Below are 18,789 nucleotides of genomic sequence, written 5' to 3' on the forward strand. Positions count from 1 at the left end.
ATGCAAAAATTTATAAATTTTTGTATGTAATCATATTGCCACATTCAATTGATAGTATTGAATGGCATTACAAGCGATAGCTATATTTTAGGTGTTTTATCCTCAAAATAGACTACCGTTAACCATGTTTTAAATTGAAGAGTACAGTTATGCCAATAAATTCTTTTTTGGGAGTGTTTGCAAAATCGCCCCTTAAACCTCTTGAAGACCATATCAACTTAGTCTACAAATGTAGCCAAGCTTTATTGCCCTTTTTTAAGGCCGTATATATTCAAGACTGGAAAGTAGCCAGCGAGTTACAACATAATATTTCAATGCTTGAGAAACAAGCAGATATTATTAAACGTGAGTTACGCATCAGCCTGCCTACAGGCATTTTTATGCCTATTCAACGTCAAGATGTTTTAGATTTATTGACCCAACAAGATAAAATAGCCAACAAAGCAAAGGATATATCTGGACGAATTCTAGGTAGACAATTGGTTATTCCAGATGAGTTACACGTTCCTTTTATGGAATATTTGAAACGTTGCCTAGATGCCACTAACCAAGCAAAAAAAGTGATCAATGAATTAGATGACTTACTAGAAACCGGTTTTAGAGGTCGTGAAGTACGTTTGGTAGAAGACATGATTGAACGTTTGGACAGTATTGAAGACGACACAGATCTTCTACAGATCAATATACGCAGAAATTTATTGGCATTGGAAAAAGACCTTAACCCAGTAGATGTGATGTTTTTATACAATATTATCGAGTGGGTCGGCGAGTTGGCCGATATTTCTGAACGAGTCGGTTCTCGACTCGAATTGATGTTAGCCAACTAAGAGATTTACAATGGATATAATTAACACTTACGGTTTTATTTTAATCGTAACCGCCGCTACGGTTGGATTTTTAATGGCCTGGGGCATAGGCGCAAACGATGTAGCCAATGCTATGGGTACTTCGGTCGGCTCAAAAGCCCTTACCATAAAACAAGCCATCTTTATCGCTATGATATTTGAATTTGCTGGTGCTTACCTAGCTGGTGGTGAGGTTACATCCACTATTCGTAAAGGTATTATTGATTCGGCATATTTCATAGACACACCAGAATTATTAGTGTTTGGTATGATATCAGCACTTTTTGCTGCAGGCATTTGGTTAGCATTTGCCTCTTATCTTGGATGGCCAGTATCAACGACCCACTCTATTATCGGAGCAATTGTTGGTTTTGCTGCCGTCGGTGTCAGTTCAGATGCAGTAGAGTGGGCTAAAGTAGGCGGTATTGTAGGTAGCTGGATAGTGACACCTGCTATATCTGGTTTTATTGCTTACTTAATATTTCAATCTGCACAAAAACTTATTTTTGATACAGACAACCCTTTCGAAAGCGCAAAACGATATGTACCTTTTTATATGGCTCTTGCCGGCTTTGTTATGGCGTTGGTGACGATCAAAAAAGGTCTTAAACATGTGGGATTACATATTCCAAATGGTCAAGATTATCTCATTGCTATCGGTGTGGCATTGCTAATAGGCATTATTGGTTGGCTGTATGTTAGACGTATAAAAGTTGACCCAATGGCTAAAAAAGAAGCACAATTTGCCAATGTTGAAAAAGTGTTTGCTGTGCTGATGATAGTGACCGCTTGTTGTATGGCATTTGCTCATGGTTCAAACGATGTGGCCAATGCCATTGGACCTTTGGCTGCAGTAGTTAGTATTGTTGAAAGTGGTGGCGAAATTGGCGCAAAATCAACATTAGCATGGTGGATTCTACCTCTTGGTGGAATAGGCATTGTTGCAGGTTTAGCTCTGTTTGGGCATCGGGTAATCAAAACTATAGGTAATGGTATTACCCACCTTACCCCAAGTCGCGGGTTTGCCGCTGAATTAGCAGCTGCAACGACGGTAGTGATAGCTTCTGGTTCTGGATTACCCATTTCAACCACACAAACTTTAGTTGGCGCTGTTCTAGGGGTCGGTATGGCCAGAGGTATCGCCGCGATTAACTTAGGTGTGGTGAGAAATATTGTGGTTTCGTGGGTGATAACACTCCCCGCCGGTGCGGGTTTGTCGATAGTATTCTTCTTTATGATTAAAGGAATATTTGCTCCATAAACACATTCTGAGAAGAGTATTTTACCTTCAGATAGATTGACAATTTTAGGCCAGCTGTAGTAGCTGGCTTTTTTGTAAGATTTTTTTATATTTTTTTTCGAAATAACTACAACTTATTTACGTAAATATCACATTGTTTATGTCAGTACGTATGCAGTTGTGTTGATGCCGGATCATCGATTACAGAGCTCTTTGAGTCTCCGTGCATTTAAATTAAGCAAATAAACGGAGTCTAATAAAAAATTATATATCTTAGAGATGTAATAAATTATTCATTAAAATTTCATCAAAAAAACATAAAAATGTCACACTGTCATATAATTGTAATAAAAGTGTCATAGAGTACTTGCCCAATAAAGTAGCAATCTGTTGTAACGTTTGATATTGGAGAAACTATGATAATGCGTAATTCTTTTATTTTATGTATACCCTTTCTTATTTCTAATTCCCTTCATGCTGGTGTTGTTATGTCAGATGGAAGTGATGTGGTCGTCAACCTTAAAGGCCCTATGGAAATTAAGACATCTGACGGTAATTACTCGGCCAAACTTGGTGGGGGTATTCAGTGGGATTACAATTATGCTGAACACAATGGTGTCGCTGATGAGGACGATTTTAGTCTTCGTCGAGCGCGGTTGTATTTATCTGGTAACGTGAATGATTGGTCCTACAAAGTGCAATTTAATATAGGCAATAATATTGGCGGCACCCAAGAAGACTTATACATACGTTACAACGGTTGGGGTAAACAAGCTGTTGTCACTGTTGGTAATCAAAAAGAACCCTTCGGTTTGGAACAGTTAGAGTCATCAAAAGACATTAGCTACCTTGAACGTTCTGCCGTTTCTGAGGCTTATGCGCCTGGACGAAATGAAGGAGTACTATTCACAGGTCAACGTGGCAGTATCACCTATGCTTTGGGTGTTTTTGAAAACAATGGTGCAAGTGATGGTATTGCTGTTACCTCTCGGATGACTTATGCCCCAATCATGTCTGTTGATCATGTCTTGCACCTCGGGATGGCTTATAGTAACCGGGATGAAGACATCGATATTACCGGTTTTGAAGTGGCTTATGCTAAAGGTCCCTATCACATTCAAACTGAATTCATATCTTCTGAAGAAGATAACGAAAGTCGAAAAGGCTTGTATGTGCAAGCTGGCTGGATTGTTACTGGTGAATCACGACCTTACAAAAGTGGTGTTTTTAAGCGAGTGAAGCCTGGCAATTCGTCTGGGGCTTGGGAGGTGGTAGTTCGCTATGAAGATGGAGATGGCGCATATTCAGACGAGGAACTGGGTTCTACGGATGCTACTTCATACGGTGTTGGAGTTAATTATTATCTAAATAAGTTTATTCGTATTGGCGCAACCTTTACTGATGCAAAAGATAATCTCAACGGTGATGACGGCAGTGAATTTCGAACTCGAATACAAATAGCTCTTTAAACCACCTTAACGTTAGCCAAAAGTATAAGTGATTATTGCATCCAGTCCAATCTAGGATTCATTGCAGTTGCGGTGAATTCTATCCTAGCCAAATCGATAAACGTAAACTCTTCTTCTGGATTTTCATCTTATCCTAAATATTTACATCAACTATGTTTCTGACTTGATTCTGGAACTTCCTTTGACTCATTATATTAAACTTTTGTGACATCTATTTGGTGTAACAAAAATGTCATGCTCCTTCGTTATTCTTCTCGCGTTTTCTAATTCTTATAAAATAACTCGCATTTGGAGCACACAATGGAACTTATTAACATATTTAGAGCTAGTGCAATTGCAGCAGCATTAGTTTTGGCCGGTTGTGGCGGAGATATCAATATCAGTGAAGGTGCTATTGATAACAGCGTGACAGACAATAGTGTGACCAACAATACGAGTGGCGACGATGGCACTGATGAAACGCCTGTTGTAACGGATAACCGCCCAGGTGATGCCAGTTCATTTTTATCTTCTCAGGTTTCTACTGCTCTTGGCAAAACAGTCGACGTTCGCTCAATCTCAGGCAGGCTTGTTGCAGCTGATGCAGATGCGAGTGGCAATATCACATTGACGAACGATACAGTGTGGGCGCTTGAAGGAGCAGTTTTTGTTGGTAATGATAATGCCGACTCAATTAATTTAGTGATTGAGCCAGGCACAATAGTCTTTGGCCGCAGTGGCAGTGATTATCTTGTTGTGAGTCGAGGTTCTGATATCGAAGCTATAGGTACAGTAGCTGAGCCAATCATCATGACCTCTTACAACGATGTTTTAGGTGATGAAGTGCGCGCTGGTCAATGGGGTGGCGTGATTATTTTGGGTAATGCACCTTCTACCAAATGTCCACAAGATGGTACTGATTGTTCGTTGCAAGTTGAAGGTGTTGAGAGTGGTGCTGTGTTTGGTGGCAGCGACAGTACAGACGATTCAGGCACCCTTAACTATGTTGTGATTAAATACGCTGGATTTGAAATTGCACCAGACAATGAACTCAATGGTATTACTTTTGGTGGTGTAGGTTCAGGCACAACGGTGGATTATGTTCAAGTTCACGCAAATGCCGATGATGGTGTAGAATTTTTTGGTGGCTCCGTTAGTGCTAAACACTTAGTTCTAACCGGTATTCAAGATGACTCTGTAGATTGGGACAATGGATATAACGGCAAGCTACAGTATGTCTATATTGAACATGCTACAGATGGTTCTGATGCTAACCGTGGTATTGAAGGAGATGGTGATGGCGGTGATGGTTTAGACTTTTCGCTACCAAAGCTTGCTAACATTACTATTGTTGGAAACGATTTTAATACAGATGAGACGGACTCAGAAGGCGTGTTATTACGCGACCAAACGGGTGCATATATTACGAATATGTTGATCACGGGTACTTCTGGTACGGGTGAGTGTTTAGAAATGGATACCGATGAGACTGTCCAAGGTAACCTTAGCGATGCCGACATCACGATAACTCATTCTGTTATCGCCTGTGCCGAAGCTTTCAACTCGCCTGAAGGAGCGGTTGACCTTGAATCTTGGTTTACTACAAGCCAGTCAGATAACCAGCTTGTAGCTTATGCGGACCGCTCAAATATTGGTTTAAATATAGATGGCACTTTAACATCACAAAGCACACTACTGACTGCTGGCGGTGATCCTGCTGTTGTTGACGGTTTCTTTGATACCAATAATTTTGTAGGGGCTGTTGGTACGTCTGCTGATGACTGGCGTCAAGGTTGGGCATTTGGCTTTGGTGGTGGTGAAGTGGGGGTTGTGACATCTGTTTCTGGTTGCCCCGCAGGCACTACTACTATAGCGATGGTCGATGGCGTAACCAATACCTGCCAAGTTTCAGGTCGTATTACATCAAACCTTACCCTTACTCAAGGCAATCACTATGCGCTTTCTGGTGCGGTGTTTGTTGGTGACGATAACGCTGACAGTGCTACCTTGAATGTTGAGCCTGGAGTGGTTGTGTACGGTAGTTCTGGTAATGATTATTTAGTAGTCAGCCGCGGCTCTAAAATAGAAGCAAATGGAACAGCAGCAGCACCTATTACCTTCACTTCTAAGCAACATGTGTCCGGCGGTGTGATTGATGGACTGGTTAACGGTGAAGCGGGTCAATGGGGCGGATTAGTTATACTAGGCAATGGTAACTCCACTAAATGCCCTCAAGATGGTTCAGATTGCTCTTTACAAGTTGAAGGTGTTCAAGAAGGTGCCGTTTTTGGTGGCACAGACGATACCGACAACTCTGGCACTTTACGCTATGTTCGCGTCATGCACGGTGGATTCGAAATTGCACCTGACAACGAATTAAATGGCATCACATTTGGTGCTGTTGGCTCTGGTACCACCCTAGAATATTTACAAGTACATAAAAATGCTGATGACGGTGTGGAGTTCTTTGGTGGTGCTGTTAACGCTAAATACCTTGTGCTAACGGGTATTCAAGATGATTCTGTTGATTGGGATAATGGCTTTAAAGGTAATATGCAGTTTGTTTTGGTTAAACACGCCGATGACAATTCGGATGCCAACCGTGGTATTGAAGGAGATGGTGACGGCGGTGACGGTGCGGCTTTCTCAAACCCTACAGTGGCGAATATGACTATTATTGGTAATACCTTTGATACCGCAGAATCTGACTCTGAAGGTGTGCTACTAAGAGACCAGACTAATGCTCAACTGTATAACTTTGTCGTAACGGGACCTGCTGGAATGGGCGAGTGTTTTGAAGCTGATTTGTCAGATGGTGATACCACCCTTGAAGCAAATATGGATGGCACAAACAACCCTCAACTCGTATTTGCTAGCTCTGTATTGGCTTGTGGTGAAAACATTAAAAACTCGGGTGACTTTGACCAAGAAGCTTGGTTTACAACGCAATCTGATACTTCTACTGCAGCAGGTCAAAGTGCCGTACTGAACGGGTTTTACACCATTGATACCACTGCGCCGACTGACGTAACAACCTTAGGTACGTTCTTCTCTAGTGTTGATTTCATTGGTGCCGTTAAAGATGCGGATAATGACTGGACTGCCAACTGGACGGTTGGCCTTTAATTAGAATGTAGAGTGTGAAAGATAAATCGCTAAGTTCAAAATAAGACTACAAGTGCGTTACTTAAAGTAGCGTACTTGTTTTTCAAATGTTTAGTTTTCAATGAATTATTATCAATGTTCAGTTACATGGCTGCAAAGCAGTTGGCAGCTAATGAGGTTAAAATGAATAAGCCTGAAAATAGGTTCCGAGTCACACCAGTCACTCTTGCCGTGCTTGCTTCGTTAACACTGTCGCAAATCGCGTTAAGCCAAGAAGGGCAAGAAAACCCAAATGAAGGCGATGTGCTTGATGAGGTTGTTACAACAGGAACACGCTTAAAAGGTACGGCTACGGCTGTTATAGAGGAACGAAAAAATCAGGCGTTTGTAGCTGATATATTAGGCGCCGAACAAATATCTAGAACGGGTGATAGTGATGCGGCATCAGCTTTACGTCGTGTTACTGGTCTAACGTTGGTTGATGGTAAATTTATTTACGTACGAGGCTTAGGAGAGAGATACTCGAGCACTCAGTTAAATGGGGCGGCAGTACCTAGTCCTGATCCTACCCGTAATGTTATTCCATTGGATTTATTCCCTTCAGACATTATAGAAAGTTTATCTGTCCAAAAAGCGTTTTCACCTTCTATGCCAGCCTCTTTTGGTGGTGGTAATGTGAATATTCGCCTGAAAACTATCCCAGAAAACTTTTTGTTTAATGTGTCAGGCAATGTAGGTTACAACACCGAAAATTCAGGCGATGCTTTTTCTTATAATGGTGGTAGTCAGGATTGGCTTGGTCGGGATGATGGCACAAGGGCGGTACCTTACTCGATTCAGACCCGTTGGGATAATAAGCAATTTTTAGATAATTTAGATGAAGACGTGGCCTTAACTTTATTAAAGGATGTGAATCGAGACTATGATCCTTTCTTGAAAAGTGTTGGCCCAGATGTTGGTTTTGGTTTTTCTCTGGGTGATAGTGTTGATCTAAACGAAAACTGGCGTGTCGGTTTTTTATGGACAACCAGTTACGATAATGAAACTACGGTGTCTGAAGAATATGAGTTAGAGCAGGCAGACCGTGTTGGAGATTCCATAAACATCGTACGTTTCTTTGATGATATATCCGTCACTGAAACGACTGTTAAATGGTCAAACATGCTTAATTTAGGTGTTGATTTTAATCGAAATCATAGTATCGATTATAGTTTGATTTTACTCAGTGATACTAGCGATGAGATCAGTGAAAGTTTTGGTAATACAGAAAATTTGAACCTTGCAGAAGGGTTGCGTATCCGCGACATTGATGTGGAATATGAAGAACGAAAAATGTATACCAACCAAATACGCGGTATGCATACTTTTCCGTCATTTAACTTTGCAGGACTGGATTGGAAATATTCATTAGGCCGTTCTCTTCGGGACGCTCCTGGAAATTTAGAAGCACGTTTTGTGTTAGCGGATGCTAATGAAGATGGGTTTTTCGATTCACAAAATGAAAGTTCATTGAATAACTCGACTACTGCTGCTCGCTATACGTTTCAAAATCTACATGACCGCTTAGAAAACTATGGATATAACTTTACCTATCCTGTTTCTATCAAAGACTGGGAAGTAGAAATTAAAGTGGGTGCTGATTTTCTCACTAAAACACGCTCATCAGAAAGCCGTACATTTGACATTAATACCCGAGCATTTTCAGACAACACAGATTTAGCAGGAAGTTCGTTCTTTTCTATATTGGGCGATGATGTATTGTCAGATGCAGGTAATTTTAACACCACGGCTATACTTCGTGATACCACTATTGCCGGTGATGATTATGTTGCAGCGCAAAAGGTCGATGCCTATTATTTGGAAGCTGATTTATTTTACAAGGGAAAGTGGCGTGTTAGCGGTGGTGCCAGATTTGAAGATTTCCGGCAAGTGGTGGCACCTTTCGATCCTAGAACCAATCAAATCGATTTACCAGATGATGCTGACCGAGCCCAACTTACTTTTCAGGAAAGTGATATTTACCCCGCATTAGCTTTTACCTTCATTAAAGATGACTCAATGCAGTTTAGAGCGAGTATAGGCCAAACTGTTGTTCGACCTGATTTACGTGAAGTATCGTCATCCACATTTATCGATCCCCTTACCGGTTTCCCCACTTCTGGTACACCAGGCATCGATACTACATCCATATTAAATTACGATGTGCGTTGGGAATGGTACCGCGAGGCTGGTAACAACCTATCTATAGGATTGTTTTATAAAGACATGGATGCGCCAATCGAATCGGTTCAATCACCCGCACAAGACGGTCCACCCCTCATAAAAATTGCGAATGCAGAAACGGGTGAGTTATACGGTATAGAGTTTGAATTTCTGCAAGGCCTAGAATCCTTTGGTGATGGCTTTTGGGAAAGTATATTTTTATCCGGTAACTTGACTATCAGTGATTCAGAAATAACTTTAGATCGTCAAAATATTGTGGATCAAACGGGCTTATCTGCAGCGGTGACAAACCTTACTCGTCGCTTAACTGGTCATTCTCAATATGTGGCTAATATGCAGGCAGGTTATGACTCAGACAATGGAGAACATTCTTTGTCTGTTGTTTACAACGTATTTGGCGAGCGAATTCTGATCCCTGGTATAGATGGTTTCGATGATAGTTATGAGCAACCGTTTCATTCTCTGGATACGGTTTATAAATATTATCCAAATTTTAATACTACTGTGACCTTTAAGGTGCAAAACCTTTTAGGTGAAAACAAAAGGTTAGAATTTGAAGATGTACTGTTGCGTTCACAAACCAGAGGAACAAAAATAAGTTTATCTTTGAAATACAATTTTTAGGTAATTCGTCTTTACAACAAAGGGTCACGCCAAGTGGCCCTTTTTTTATATTAATGATCATAGCTTAATATTAGTTTGTAAAAAATGTACATAAATATTTTTGAAATTATGCTGGATATTCTTGCTTAAACACCGCTTCAGACCAATTAAAATCAGGTGTTCACTATTCTATAAAACAATCTAAATAAAACACTGAATCCGTGACTATTGACGTTGTCACTTTAGCGTCATTTATCTGTAATATTTTTGTCACATACAGCCCTTATGCTCCTTGCAGTTTTTTAATAACAGTATAATTCTGTTTACGCAATTTTAAGGTTTGAGGTATGACACGACTGACCAAGTTATCTGCAGCGTTTTTAGCCATATTCATAACGGCTGGAAATAGCATTGCTCAGCAAGATAAAAATCTTGAGCCCGCAGTAAAAAAAGCGACTGAAATCAATCAGTCGGCAGCAAAATCTCAACAAAAAATCAACAACATCGCTGATCAAATTGTTAATAAATTGCAGCAGTTTAAAGCCATCAATAAAGAAACAACAGGTTTGGATGTGTATAACGACCAGTTGCAAAAACAAATTGATAATCAAATGCAGGAAATGGCTGACTTAAACGCATCTATAGATGGTGTCAGTATTATTGAACGTCAAATCACCCCACTTATGCTACGAATGATCACTGGACTTGCGCAGTTTGTTGCGTTGGACGTGCCTTTTCTTGCCCAGGAAAGAAATAATCGTGTGGTTGAGTTACAAGCCATGATGGACAGAGCTGATATTGCGCCATCAGAAAAATTTCGCCGCGTGATGGAAGCCTACCAAGTTGAAATGGATTATGGACGCACACTCGAAGCTTACAGCGGTTTGCACACTATTGATGGTCAAGAACGTGATGTAGATTTTCTACGTGTGGGACGTACGGCACTCATCTATCAAACTCGTGACGCCAGTTTACAAGGGACATGGAACAAACAAACCCGCCAGTGGGAAGCCTTATCTTCAAGCTATCGAACCCAGGTCACAAAAGGTTTACGAATGGCCAAGAAACAACTTGCACCAGACCTATTAATGTTACCCATTGCGATGACGGATTAAGGGCATGACAAATATGAGCAACATGAATCACATCCTAAGAAAACTAATAGTAATAACCAGTTTTTGTCTTGCATCAAGCTTAGTGGTGGCTCAAGAAGATAAAGCACTAAATTTAGACGCTTTACTGAAACAACTTGAACAAGGCCAATTCGAGCAAAACAAACAAAATGTACAACGCGAAAAAGAGTTTGCAGCTAAACGTTCACAGCAAGATCAGATGTTAGCTCAAGCCAAACAAACTCGTAATGCAACCTTAGCTACTTCTGAAAGAATGGAAACCCAGTTCGAAGAAAACGAATTTAAATTAGCTGATTTAAACGGAGCCTTGGACAAGCGTTTAGGTTCCTTAAAAGAATTGTTTGGTGTGTTGCAGCAGGTATCTGGTGATACCAAAAGTAAATTTCAAAACTCGATTATTTCCGCACAAATCCCAGGCCGTGCCGAGTTTTTAGATAACTTAGCCCAATCAATGGGAGCGTCTTCAAAACTAGCTTCGATCGAAGAAATTGAGCGTGTTTGGTTTGAAATGCAACGTGAAATGACGGAGTCAGGCAAGGTAACTACATTTATCACAGATGTCATCGAAGCGGGTGGTAAAAAAGTCAGTAAGGAAGTGTTACGTGTTGGGCCCTTTGCTTTGGCTGCAGATGGTAAATATTTGGATTACAACGGTACTACTGGTTCGATTGCTGAGCTAGTACGTCAGCCAGCGGGTCGTTATGGTGACAGCGCTGCGCAGTTGCAACAGTCATCAGGTGCTTTGATTGAGTTCGGCTTAGACCCAACGGGTGGTTCAATTCTTAAATTATTAGTACAAGCCCCAAGCCTCAAAGAGCGTGTAGAACAAGGTGGAACAGTAGGCTACATTATTTTAGCGGTGGGTTTGGTTGGTTTATTGATTGCGGTCTGGCGTTTTATAGCCTTGTTTATTGAAAGCGCTAAAGTCAATCTACAGCTTAAGTCTGCAACGTTCAAAGACAACAACTCTCTTGGCCGTGTGATGAAAGCCAAAGACGATTACCCAGAAGCGGATATTGAAGCATTAGAGCTGCATCTTACAGAGGCTATTTTGGGCGAAGTACCTAAATTAGGTAGGTCTTTGAGCATTATAAAAGTGATATCAGTTGTTGCACCTTTGATGGGGTTACTTGGTACCGTTTCTGGCATGATCAACACTTTTCAAGCAATCACTTTGTTTGGCACAGGTGACCCTAAGTTAATGGCTGGTGGGATCTCGACCGCATTGGTGACAACCGTACTAGGTTTAGTTGTGGCTATCCCAATGACGCTTCTATATGCCATATTAAATACCCGCAGTAAAAGCATCGTTTACATATTGCAAGAGCAAGCAGCCGGGGTAATTGCCGAGCGTGCTGAAGCACATAGCGCTGCGGCCAACAAAAACGAAAAAGCTTAATTACCATGATTGAAATTCTCGAAACTATTCGCGATTTTACCGAAAGCGGTGGGCAAGTCCTGCTGATTATCGGTGGGCTGATTTTTGTTATGTGGTTGATGATTTTAGAACGCGCCATGTATGTGTTTGTTACACACAAACAATATAAATCTGCGGTGATTGCTAAGTGGAAAGCGAGACAAGAGCGTTCATCTTGGAACTCTGAGCAAATTCGACAGGCGATGATTTCCCGTGTGTCACTAAAACTAAACACCGGTGTACCTATCATTCAATCTCTGGTGGCTTTATGTCCATTGTTGGGCTTGATGGGTACGGTCACCGGAATGATTGAAGTATTTGATGTAATGGCGATTTCAGGCTCAGGTAACGCACGTTCTATGGCGTCGGGTGTGTCTAAGGCGACTATCCCTACTATGGCTGGGATGGTTGGCGCTTTGTCAGGTGTTTTTGCCTCAACATGGTTGGCAAGAATAGCAAAAAAAGAAAGAGCGAGCCTAGAAGATACGCTTCGTATGGAACGCAAAGTTTAGCTCGATTGTTGACGTGTTCAAACTTTTAGACCATTCCATGTGGTATTGAATTGATTAGTAAAAAGAGAGTGATATGAAACAGCATTTCCAAAATTTGATGGACGAAGAAGAAGCCACAATCGATATGACACCAATGCTCGACGTCGTATTTATTATGTTAATTTTCTTTATTGTGACGGCTTCTTTTGTCAAAGAAGCCGGTATTGATGTCAACCGTCCCGAAGCTGCCACTGCTGTAAAGAAAGACCGAGCCAATATTTTGGTCGCTATCAGTGACAAAGGTGAAATTTGGATCAATAAACGCAAGGTTGATGTGCGCGCAGTACAAGCCAATATTGAACGTTTATATGCTGAAAATCCACAAGGTACAGTGGTTATTCAGGCGGACAGAAAATCAACGACTGATGTGTTGATTAAAGTGATGGATGCTTCACGGGCAGCAGGCATAGAAGATGTGTCTATCGCCGCACAGGAGCCTTAAATCGTTATGCCACAAACTAAGACTATGCCACAGACAATATCAAGACTAGTTTTAGCTACGTTATTTGCGGCAGTGATTACCTTAGGTTTGTTTTTTTTAATGCAGTCTTTAATTCAAAGCGGTGGCAGCGCATTAACTGATGCGCCAAAAGGTAGCGTACTGGATTTTGTCCGTGTGAAGAAAGATGAATCGGTACAAAAGAAAGACAGAAAACCTAAGAAACCACCTAAACCAGAACAACCGCCACCGGATATGGCTCCACCACAAATGGATGCACCTAGCCCAGAAAGTACCACCAGTGGCATGGACTTTGGTGCTGATTTGGCCGCTGAATTATCCCTTGAAGGTGGATTAGCCTTGGAGTCGGGTGATGGTGAGTTTTTACCCATAGTGCGGGTTGCTGCTGTTTATCCAAGAAGGGCTTTGCAGCGAGGTATTGAAGGCTATGTAGATATTGAATTTACTGTATCTAAATTAGGGTCGGTAACTAATCCAAAGGTGATACAAGCATCGCCTGAGGGCATTTTTGAGCAAGCGGCATTGGATGCCACTTTAAAATATAAATACAAACCGCGCGTCGTAAATGGCGAACCCATGGCAGTATCTGGGGTGGAAGTGCGGGTTAAATTCGAACTTGGGGGCTAAAATGGCGATCAATAAATTAATACTTAAATTAGCTACACCAGTCTTAATGACGGCGGTGCTGTTGTCTGGAGTGCAAGTTAATGTTGCTAACGCAAAAGAAGTAGAAGTAGAGCGTAAAACTAAACGTGTCCCTACTTTGCGTTCTAAGGTGTATGACCAATTATCTCGCGCTCAAGGCTCAGCCGATGCGGGTAATCAAGCAGAAGCCTTTAATATATTGGACAATGTTAAGTCTAAAGCCAGTTCAATGAACAGCTATGAACTCGCCATGATGTATAATTTTTATGCTTTTATTCATTACGAAGCTGAAAAATACGACCAAGCGATCGCAGCGTTTGAAAACGTAGTACAACAACAACCTATTCCAGAAACCTTTGAACAAGCCACTTTGTTTAGTTTGGCTCAATTGCATATGATGCGTGGTAACTACGACAAAACGATTGCAAAAATCGAGCAATGGGAGGTTATCCAAAAGGGTCTTCACCCATCTAAAGATATTCCTGCTAAAAATTTGGTATTAAAAGCCCAAGCTATGTATCAAAAGCAAGATTATGCTACAGCATCTGAGTATATCAACGCGGCTGTACTACAAATTGAGACCAACGACTTAGGTTTTCAAGTAGACGAACAGTGGTATGTATTACAAAGAGCTGTTTATTTTGAACTAAAGCAGCCTGAAAATGTTAAAGATGTATTACTTAAGTTAGTTAAAAATTTCGAAGCCCCTAAATATTGGTTACAACTCGCAGGTATGTATGCCGAGCTTGGGCAAGAAGAAAAACAATTAGCAGTCATGGAAATTGCGGCCCAAAAAAGTTTTGTGGCTTCTGGCTCAGATATGTTTAATTTGGCACAGCTTTATTACTATCATCAAATGCCTTACAAAGCTGCGGCGCTCATGGAAAAAGCTATGCATGAAGGCAAGCTTCCAGAAGACGAGCGTAACCTAACGTTTTTAGCGCAGTCCTGGAACCTTGCAAAAGAAACAGAAAAAGCCATACCTGTGATGTTATCGGCAGCAAAGTTATCTGAAACAGGCGAGTTGTATGCTCAGTTAGGTCAAATGTACCTAAATATGGATAATTGGGAGCAAGCAATTGCCGCTTCACAACAAGCCATAGAAAAAGGAGGATTGCGAAATGGTGGCACGCCTCATCTTGTGATTGGCATGTCTCAATTTAATGTAGGCGAATATAACGAAGCTTTAAATCAGTTAGCCAAGGCACAAGAATATGATGGAAGTCGTGGTATGGCAAAACAATGGTCTAAGTTTGTTGAGGGTGAAAGAAACCAGATTGCTACCTATGCCTCTGTGGGCAACTAATTATAAACTTCAATCTTATAAAAAAGTGCCTAAACGGCGCTTTTTTTATTTGTAAATCTAATTTAGAATGATTGTATTAATCGTTTTTATAGATTCACAAATATGAAATGGCCTAACCTCAAACACCTGCACTATTTAGTAATATTACATCAAGAACAACATTTCCATCGGGCAGCGCTGCATTGTCATGTTAGTCAGTCAACTCTGAGTACCGCCATTCAGAACCTTGAAGAGCAGTTCGGCGCCCAGCTGTTAGAGCGGGATCATAAAACTTTTTTATTTACTCCATTCGGTTTGGAGCTTGTCGAACGAAGCAAGGCCTTGTTGACGGATGCACATGAATTAGTCGATTTCGCGCAAAGTGCAGGGAATTGGCAAGCAGGCAAGCTCAAAATAGGCGTTATTCCTACTATTGCGCCTTTTATATTTGAAGGGTTGATCGGTAACGTAAAGCAACACCTTCCTGACATCAAACTGCAGCTGCAAGAAGATACCACGGCAAACTTATTGACTCAGCTAAATGAGGGCGGCTTAGATTTAATTATTCTTGCCTTACCGATGGACACACCTGGTTGTAAACAGTTGGTCTTAGGTCACGATCCCTTCCATTTAATTGCTCATGGCGATTTGATTGAAAGCTTACCTGTGCCCCTTAATGTGTCGGACTTGCCAAAAGAAAGTATTTTTTTATTACAACAAGAGCATTGCATGACAGGCCACGCTGTTAGTGCCTGTGGTTTAAAACATAAGGAACAAGTGAGTTCATTGGCTGCCAGCAGCTTGTATACTTTAGTTCAACTCGCTAACAGCAAGCTTGGTTTTACTTTTATGCCAGAGTTAGCCATTCAAAATAATATACTGAGTACTACACCTTTAGTTTCAATGCCTGCTGAGGATATGGCCTATCGTGAAATTGGGATGGTTTGGCGAAGCGGCACTACACGTGTCAGGTTATTTCGTCATTTGGCTGAACTTGTCGCTCCTTTGGTCCCAATTCCTACCTTGACACGTTAATTTCACAGGAATTTAGAGGTTGAATATGAACAATGCGCCGCTAATCGCCAAGCTGTTAATCAGACTTATGTGCAGAGTATTTATTGTTACCTGTTTTTGTGGCCGGAGATGAAAACACCGTAATGAGTATACACGATAAGTTACATATCTAAATTTACCTATATACCAACCTGTCACAAAGAAATCGGTCCGGGAAGTTTACTGTCGTTGGCGAAAATATACGTGTTTTGGGTCCTTTGTAAATATATTAAAGTTAAAAGTCAGCTTCAAGCTGACTTTGTTATTACAAACCGATAAGCTAACAAGAACTCACTCATATTGTTATTACACAATGTGGGCTAATATTTTTAGTTAGGACTTTACATGACGTCTTCTGTAGTAATTAGCGGTTCTGGTTTATGGAAACCCAACCACAGTATTAGCAATGAAGAATTGGTCGATGCATACAACGCCCATGCCGAGCAGTTCAACCATCAACATCAAAAAGCAATTGAGCAAGGTGAGCTTAAGTCTAAGCCACTTTCAAGTGCTGAGTTTATTGAAAAGGCTTCTGGTATCAAGAGTCGTTATGTTTACATGAAAGAGGGTGTTTTAGACATTGATAGAATGCGTCCAAACATTCCTGAGCGTACCGATGATGAATTATCTGACCAAGCCGAAATGGCGATACATGCTGCTAAAGACGCTTTAAAAGCGGCAAATAAAAAACCTGAAGATATTGACGTTGTTATTGTGGCTTGTGCATACACCCAGCGCTCTTACCCTGCCTTAGCAATTGAAGTGCAAGGCGCTTTAGGTATAAAAGGTTTTGCTTTTGATATGCTGGTAGCGTGTTCCGCAGCCACTTTTGCACTGCATCGTGCGTATGAAATGATAGCTGCCGGTACGGCCAAAGCGGTGTTAGTGATTAATCCAGAATTGACTTCACCGCAGGTGAATTATTGTGACCGTGATAGCCATTTCATCTTTGGGGATGTTTCAACTGCTATGGTGGTTGAAAGTGCAGTTACTGCAAACTCAGAACATGTTTTCGAAATTATGAGTACTAAAGCTGTCACTCAATACTCGAACAATATTCGTTCAAATTTTGGTTATGTTAGCCGTGCTAATGACGCAGACCCCTTTGCCGAAGATAAGCTATTTCATCAAGAGGGACGCAAGGTGTTCAAAGAAGTGTGTCCTATGGCTGTAGAGCATATTTCAGAGCATTTAGCGCGTCATCATCTCAGTTCTAAAGATGTTTCAAGATGGTGGTTACATCAGGCCAATATTAATATGAATAATTTGATCAGTCGCAAGTTATTCGACAGACAACCAACCTTAAAGGAAGCTCCTATAGTATTGGACACCTTTGCTAATACGGCTTCTGCTGGATCAATTATTGCTTTTTATCTATATCACAATGACTTAAAGTCAGGTGATATAGGCTTGCTGTGTTCATTCGGGGCAGGGTATTCAATTGGTAGTTTAGTATTAAAAAAACGCTAAAGGAAATACTATGATCGCATCTGTTGGTTATGCAATCAGTGCTATGGGTTACGCACTACTTTTGTTGTTGTTGTTAACAGTCCGCAAATCAGGTTTAGCCAAGTATCTGTTAATTCTTGCTACAGCTGCGACATGTTTATGGTCCATCGTACCATTTGTTTTCTCCCCACTTTCAGTCGAAAAACTTTTACTTTTTGACAATATTAAAAATTTATTCTGGTTACTTTTCTTAGCTTCATGCTTAAAAGATAACTTCACTAATATTATTGAAGTACTGTGTCGAAAAGAAACGTGGTTGATTCTGGCTATGCCATTTATCGCTATTGCAATGCCCTTCTTAGGCATTGTTCCACAATCATGGCTGTTCCTTCTTCAGACAGTGATTGCACTTCAAGTGCTGGTATTACTTGAAATAATATATCGTCAAGCGGGTGATAGTAAGTGGGCGTTAAAACCCTTGATTTTATATCTGGCTATCATCAGTGTTTTTGATTTTGTCACTTTTGCTAATGCATTAATGGTGGAACAAATCCACATCAACTACATCGCAGCTAGAGGTTTCATCTACTCAGCTTTGATCCCATTTTTAGTGTTAGCCATTAGGCGAGTCAAAAATTGGGGTGTTGAAATTTACATATCCAGAGATATTGTGATGCACAGCACATTGCTGATGGTGGCTGGTTGTTATTTATTTATTATGGCTATGCTTGGTTATCTTGTTAAATACTTTGGAGGACAATGGGGGGGGACGATCCAAGTTGTCTTAATTGTCCTTTCTTTAGCGCTACTCGTCACATTGTTTCTCTCTTTGAGTTTTCGGACAAAAATAAAAGTATTTATTACTAAACATTTTTTTGCCAATCAGTTTGATTATCGACATGAGTGGTTAAAGTTAACACATTGCTTAAATACCAAAGAGTTTAAAGAAAATGTTTATACAACGGCTTTACGGGGTTTAACACAGGCAATTGATTATCAGACTGGATGTCTTATTCAAGCCCAAAACGGCGAACTTAAGGTGCTAGCAGATATTGAAAAACCTGATTTAAACGAAGATGAAAAACTAGTATTATTGTCTTTTTCTGAGCACTTTAAATCAAAAAAATGGATCATCGATATTGAAGAACTCAGAACAAGGCCCTTCGTTTACGAAGGGTTAAAAATTAATCATAGCCTTTTAAATGCTGTTTATTTCCAACTGGTTATTCCTATTTATAATGACGATGAATTTTGGGGTATGGTCGTTATGAAGGGGTCAGATAATACCAGTAAAAACTTCAATTGGTAGTTAAGAGATTATCTGAGTGCAGG

14 protein-coding genes are annotated in these 18,789 nt (G+C 40.7%); all 14 read left to right on the forward strand.

The annotated features are described in order from the left end of the window. Positions 1-149 precede the first annotated feature (149 nt). The 14 genes from QZ562_RS12180 to QZ562_RS12245 all read left to right on the forward strand — a co-directional run bounded on the left by QZ562_RS12180 (position 150) and on the right by QZ562_RS12245 (position 18,766). Positions 150-827, forward strand: coding sequence for a TIGR00153 family protein (locus QZ562_RS12180; protein WP_293760318.1), 678 nt, complete (start codon positions 150-152; stop codon positions 825-827). Between the two features lie 10 nt (positions 828-837). Then, on the forward strand, positions 838-2,106 hold the full coding sequence (locus QZ562_RS12185; RefSeq protein WP_293760321.1) for an inorganic phosphate transporter: 1,269 nt from the start codon (positions 838-840) through the stop codon (positions 2,104-2,106). Positions 2,107-2,507: 401 nt separating this feature from the next. Beyond that, entirely contained in the window at positions 2,508-3,554 is a 1,047-nt protein-coding gene (locus QZ562_RS12190) for a porin (protein ID WP_293760324.1), read from the forward strand. A gap of 300 nt (positions 3,555-3,854) precedes the next feature. Continuing rightward, on the forward strand, positions 3,855-6,659 hold the full coding sequence (locus tag QZ562_RS12195) for a hypothetical protein (protein ID WP_293760326.1): 2,805 nt from the start codon (positions 3,855-3,857) through the stop codon (positions 6,657-6,659). 162 nt (positions 6,660-6,821) lie between these two features. Beyond that, complete coding sequence (locus QZ562_RS12200) at positions 6,822-9,485, forward strand: TonB-dependent receptor (protein WP_293760328.1); 2,664 nt, start codon at positions 6,822-6,824, stop codon at positions 9,483-9,485. A gap of 326 nt (positions 9,486-9,811) precedes the next feature. Further along, positions 9,812-10,579, forward strand: coding sequence for a DUF3450 domain-containing protein (locus QZ562_RS12205; RefSeq protein WP_293760330.1), 768 nt, complete (start codon positions 9,812-9,814; stop codon positions 10,577-10,579). A gap of 22 nt (positions 10,580-10,601) precedes the next feature. After that, complete coding sequence (locus QZ562_RS12210) at positions 10,602-11,996, forward strand: MotA/TolQ/ExbB proton channel family protein (protein ID WP_293760332.1); 1,395 nt, start codon at positions 10,602-10,604, stop codon at positions 11,994-11,996. 5 nt (positions 11,997-12,001) lie between these two features. Next, the gene (locus QZ562_RS12215; protein ID WP_293760334.1) at positions 12,002-12,526 is read left to right on the forward strand and encodes a MotA/TolQ/ExbB proton channel family protein; all 525 of its coding nucleotides are present in this window, start codon (positions 12,002-12,004) and stop codon (positions 12,524-12,526) included. A gap of 73 nt (positions 12,527-12,599) precedes the next feature. Further along, positions 12,600-13,007, forward strand: coding sequence for a biopolymer transporter ExbD (locus QZ562_RS12220; RefSeq protein WP_293760336.1), 408 nt, complete (start codon positions 12,600-12,602; stop codon positions 13,005-13,007). 99 nt (positions 13,008-13,106) lie between these two features. Beyond that, the gene (locus tag QZ562_RS12225) at positions 13,107-13,652 is read left to right on the forward strand and encodes an energy transducer TonB (protein WP_293760346.1); all 546 of its coding nucleotides are present in this window, start codon (positions 13,107-13,109) and stop codon (positions 13,650-13,652) included. Between the two features lies 1 nt (position 13,653). Continuing rightward, positions 13,654-14,976 carry a hypothetical protein gene (locus QZ562_RS12230; RefSeq protein ID WP_293760338.1) on the forward strand — a complete coding sequence of 441 codons (1,323 nt, stop codon included), beginning with the start codon at positions 13,654-13,656 and terminating at the stop codon, positions 14,974-14,976. Between the two features lie 102 nt (positions 14,977-15,078). After that, positions 15,079-15,990: a hydrogen peroxide-inducible genes activator gene (locus QZ562_RS12235; RefSeq protein WP_293760340.1), complete on the forward strand. Its 912-nt coding sequence runs from the start codon at positions 15,079-15,081 to the stop codon at positions 15,988-15,990. A 363-nt stretch (positions 15,991-16,353) separates the two neighbouring features. Continuing rightward, complete coding sequence (locus QZ562_RS12240) at positions 16,354-17,478, forward strand: beta-ketoacyl-ACP synthase III (protein ID WP_293760342.1); 1,125 nt, start codon at positions 16,354-16,356, stop codon at positions 17,476-17,478. A gap of 10 nt (positions 17,479-17,488) precedes the next feature. Next, the gene (locus QZ562_RS12245; RefSeq protein ID WP_293760344.1) at positions 17,489-18,766 is read left to right on the forward strand and encodes a hypothetical protein; all 1,278 of its coding nucleotides are present in this window, start codon (positions 17,489-17,491) and stop codon (positions 18,764-18,766) included. Positions 18,767-18,789 lie beyond the last annotated feature (23 nt).

The sequence above is a fragment of the uncultured Paraglaciecola sp. genome, assembly GCF_913058035.1.
Lineage (GTDB): Bacteria > Pseudomonadota > Gammaproteobacteria > Enterobacterales > Alteromonadaceae > Paraglaciecola.

Coding starts and splice junctions, on each gene's coding strand:
- QZ562_RS12200 (WP_293760328.1), top strand. CDS start 6,822: ATGAATAAGCCTGAAAATAGGTTCCGAGTCACACCAGTCACTCTTGCC.
- QZ562_RS12205 (WP_293760330.1), top strand. CDS start 9,812: ATGACACGACTGACCAAGTTATCTGCAGCGTTTTTAGCCATATTCATA.
- QZ562_RS12210 (WP_293760332.1), top strand. CDS start 10,602: ATGAATCACATCCTAAGAAAACTAATAGTAATAACCAGTTTTTGTCTT.
- QZ562_RS12220 (WP_293760336.1), top strand. CDS start 12,600: ATGAAACAGCATTTCCAAAATTTGATGGACGAAGAAGAAGCCACAATC.
- QZ562_RS12240 (WP_293760342.1), top strand. CDS start 16,354: ATGACGTCTTCTGTAGTAATTAGCGGTTCTGGTTTATGGAAACCCAAC.
- QZ562_RS12190 (WP_293760324.1), top strand. CDS start 2,508: ATGCGTAATTCTTTTATTTTATGTATACCCTTTCTTATTTCTAATTCC.
- QZ562_RS12245 (WP_293760344.1), top strand. CDS start 17,489: ATGATCGCATCTGTTGGTTATGCAATCAGTGCTATGGGTTACGCACTA.
- QZ562_RS12195 (WP_293760326.1), top strand. CDS start 3,855: ATGGAACTTATTAACATATTTAGAGCTAGTGCAATTGCAGCAGCATTA.
- QZ562_RS12185 (WP_293760321.1), top strand. CDS start 838: ATGGATATAATTAACACTTACGGTTTTATTTTAATCGTAACCGCCGCT.
- QZ562_RS12225 (WP_293760346.1), top strand. CDS start 13,107: ATGCAGTCTTTAATTCAAAGCGGTGGCAGCGCATTAACTGATGCGCCA.
- QZ562_RS12180 (WP_293760318.1), top strand. CDS start 150: ATGCCAATAAATTCTTTTTTGGGAGTGTTTGCAAAATCGCCCCTTAAA.
- QZ562_RS12230 (WP_293760338.1), top strand. CDS start 13,654: ATGGCGATCAATAAATTAATACTTAAATTAGCTACACCAGTCTTAATG.
- QZ562_RS12235 (WP_293760340.1), top strand. CDS start 15,079: ATGAAATGGCCTAACCTCAAACACCTGCACTATTTAGTAATATTACAT.
- QZ562_RS12215 (WP_293760334.1), top strand. CDS start 12,002: ATGATTGAAATTCTCGAAACTATTCGCGATTTTACCGAAAGCGGTGGG.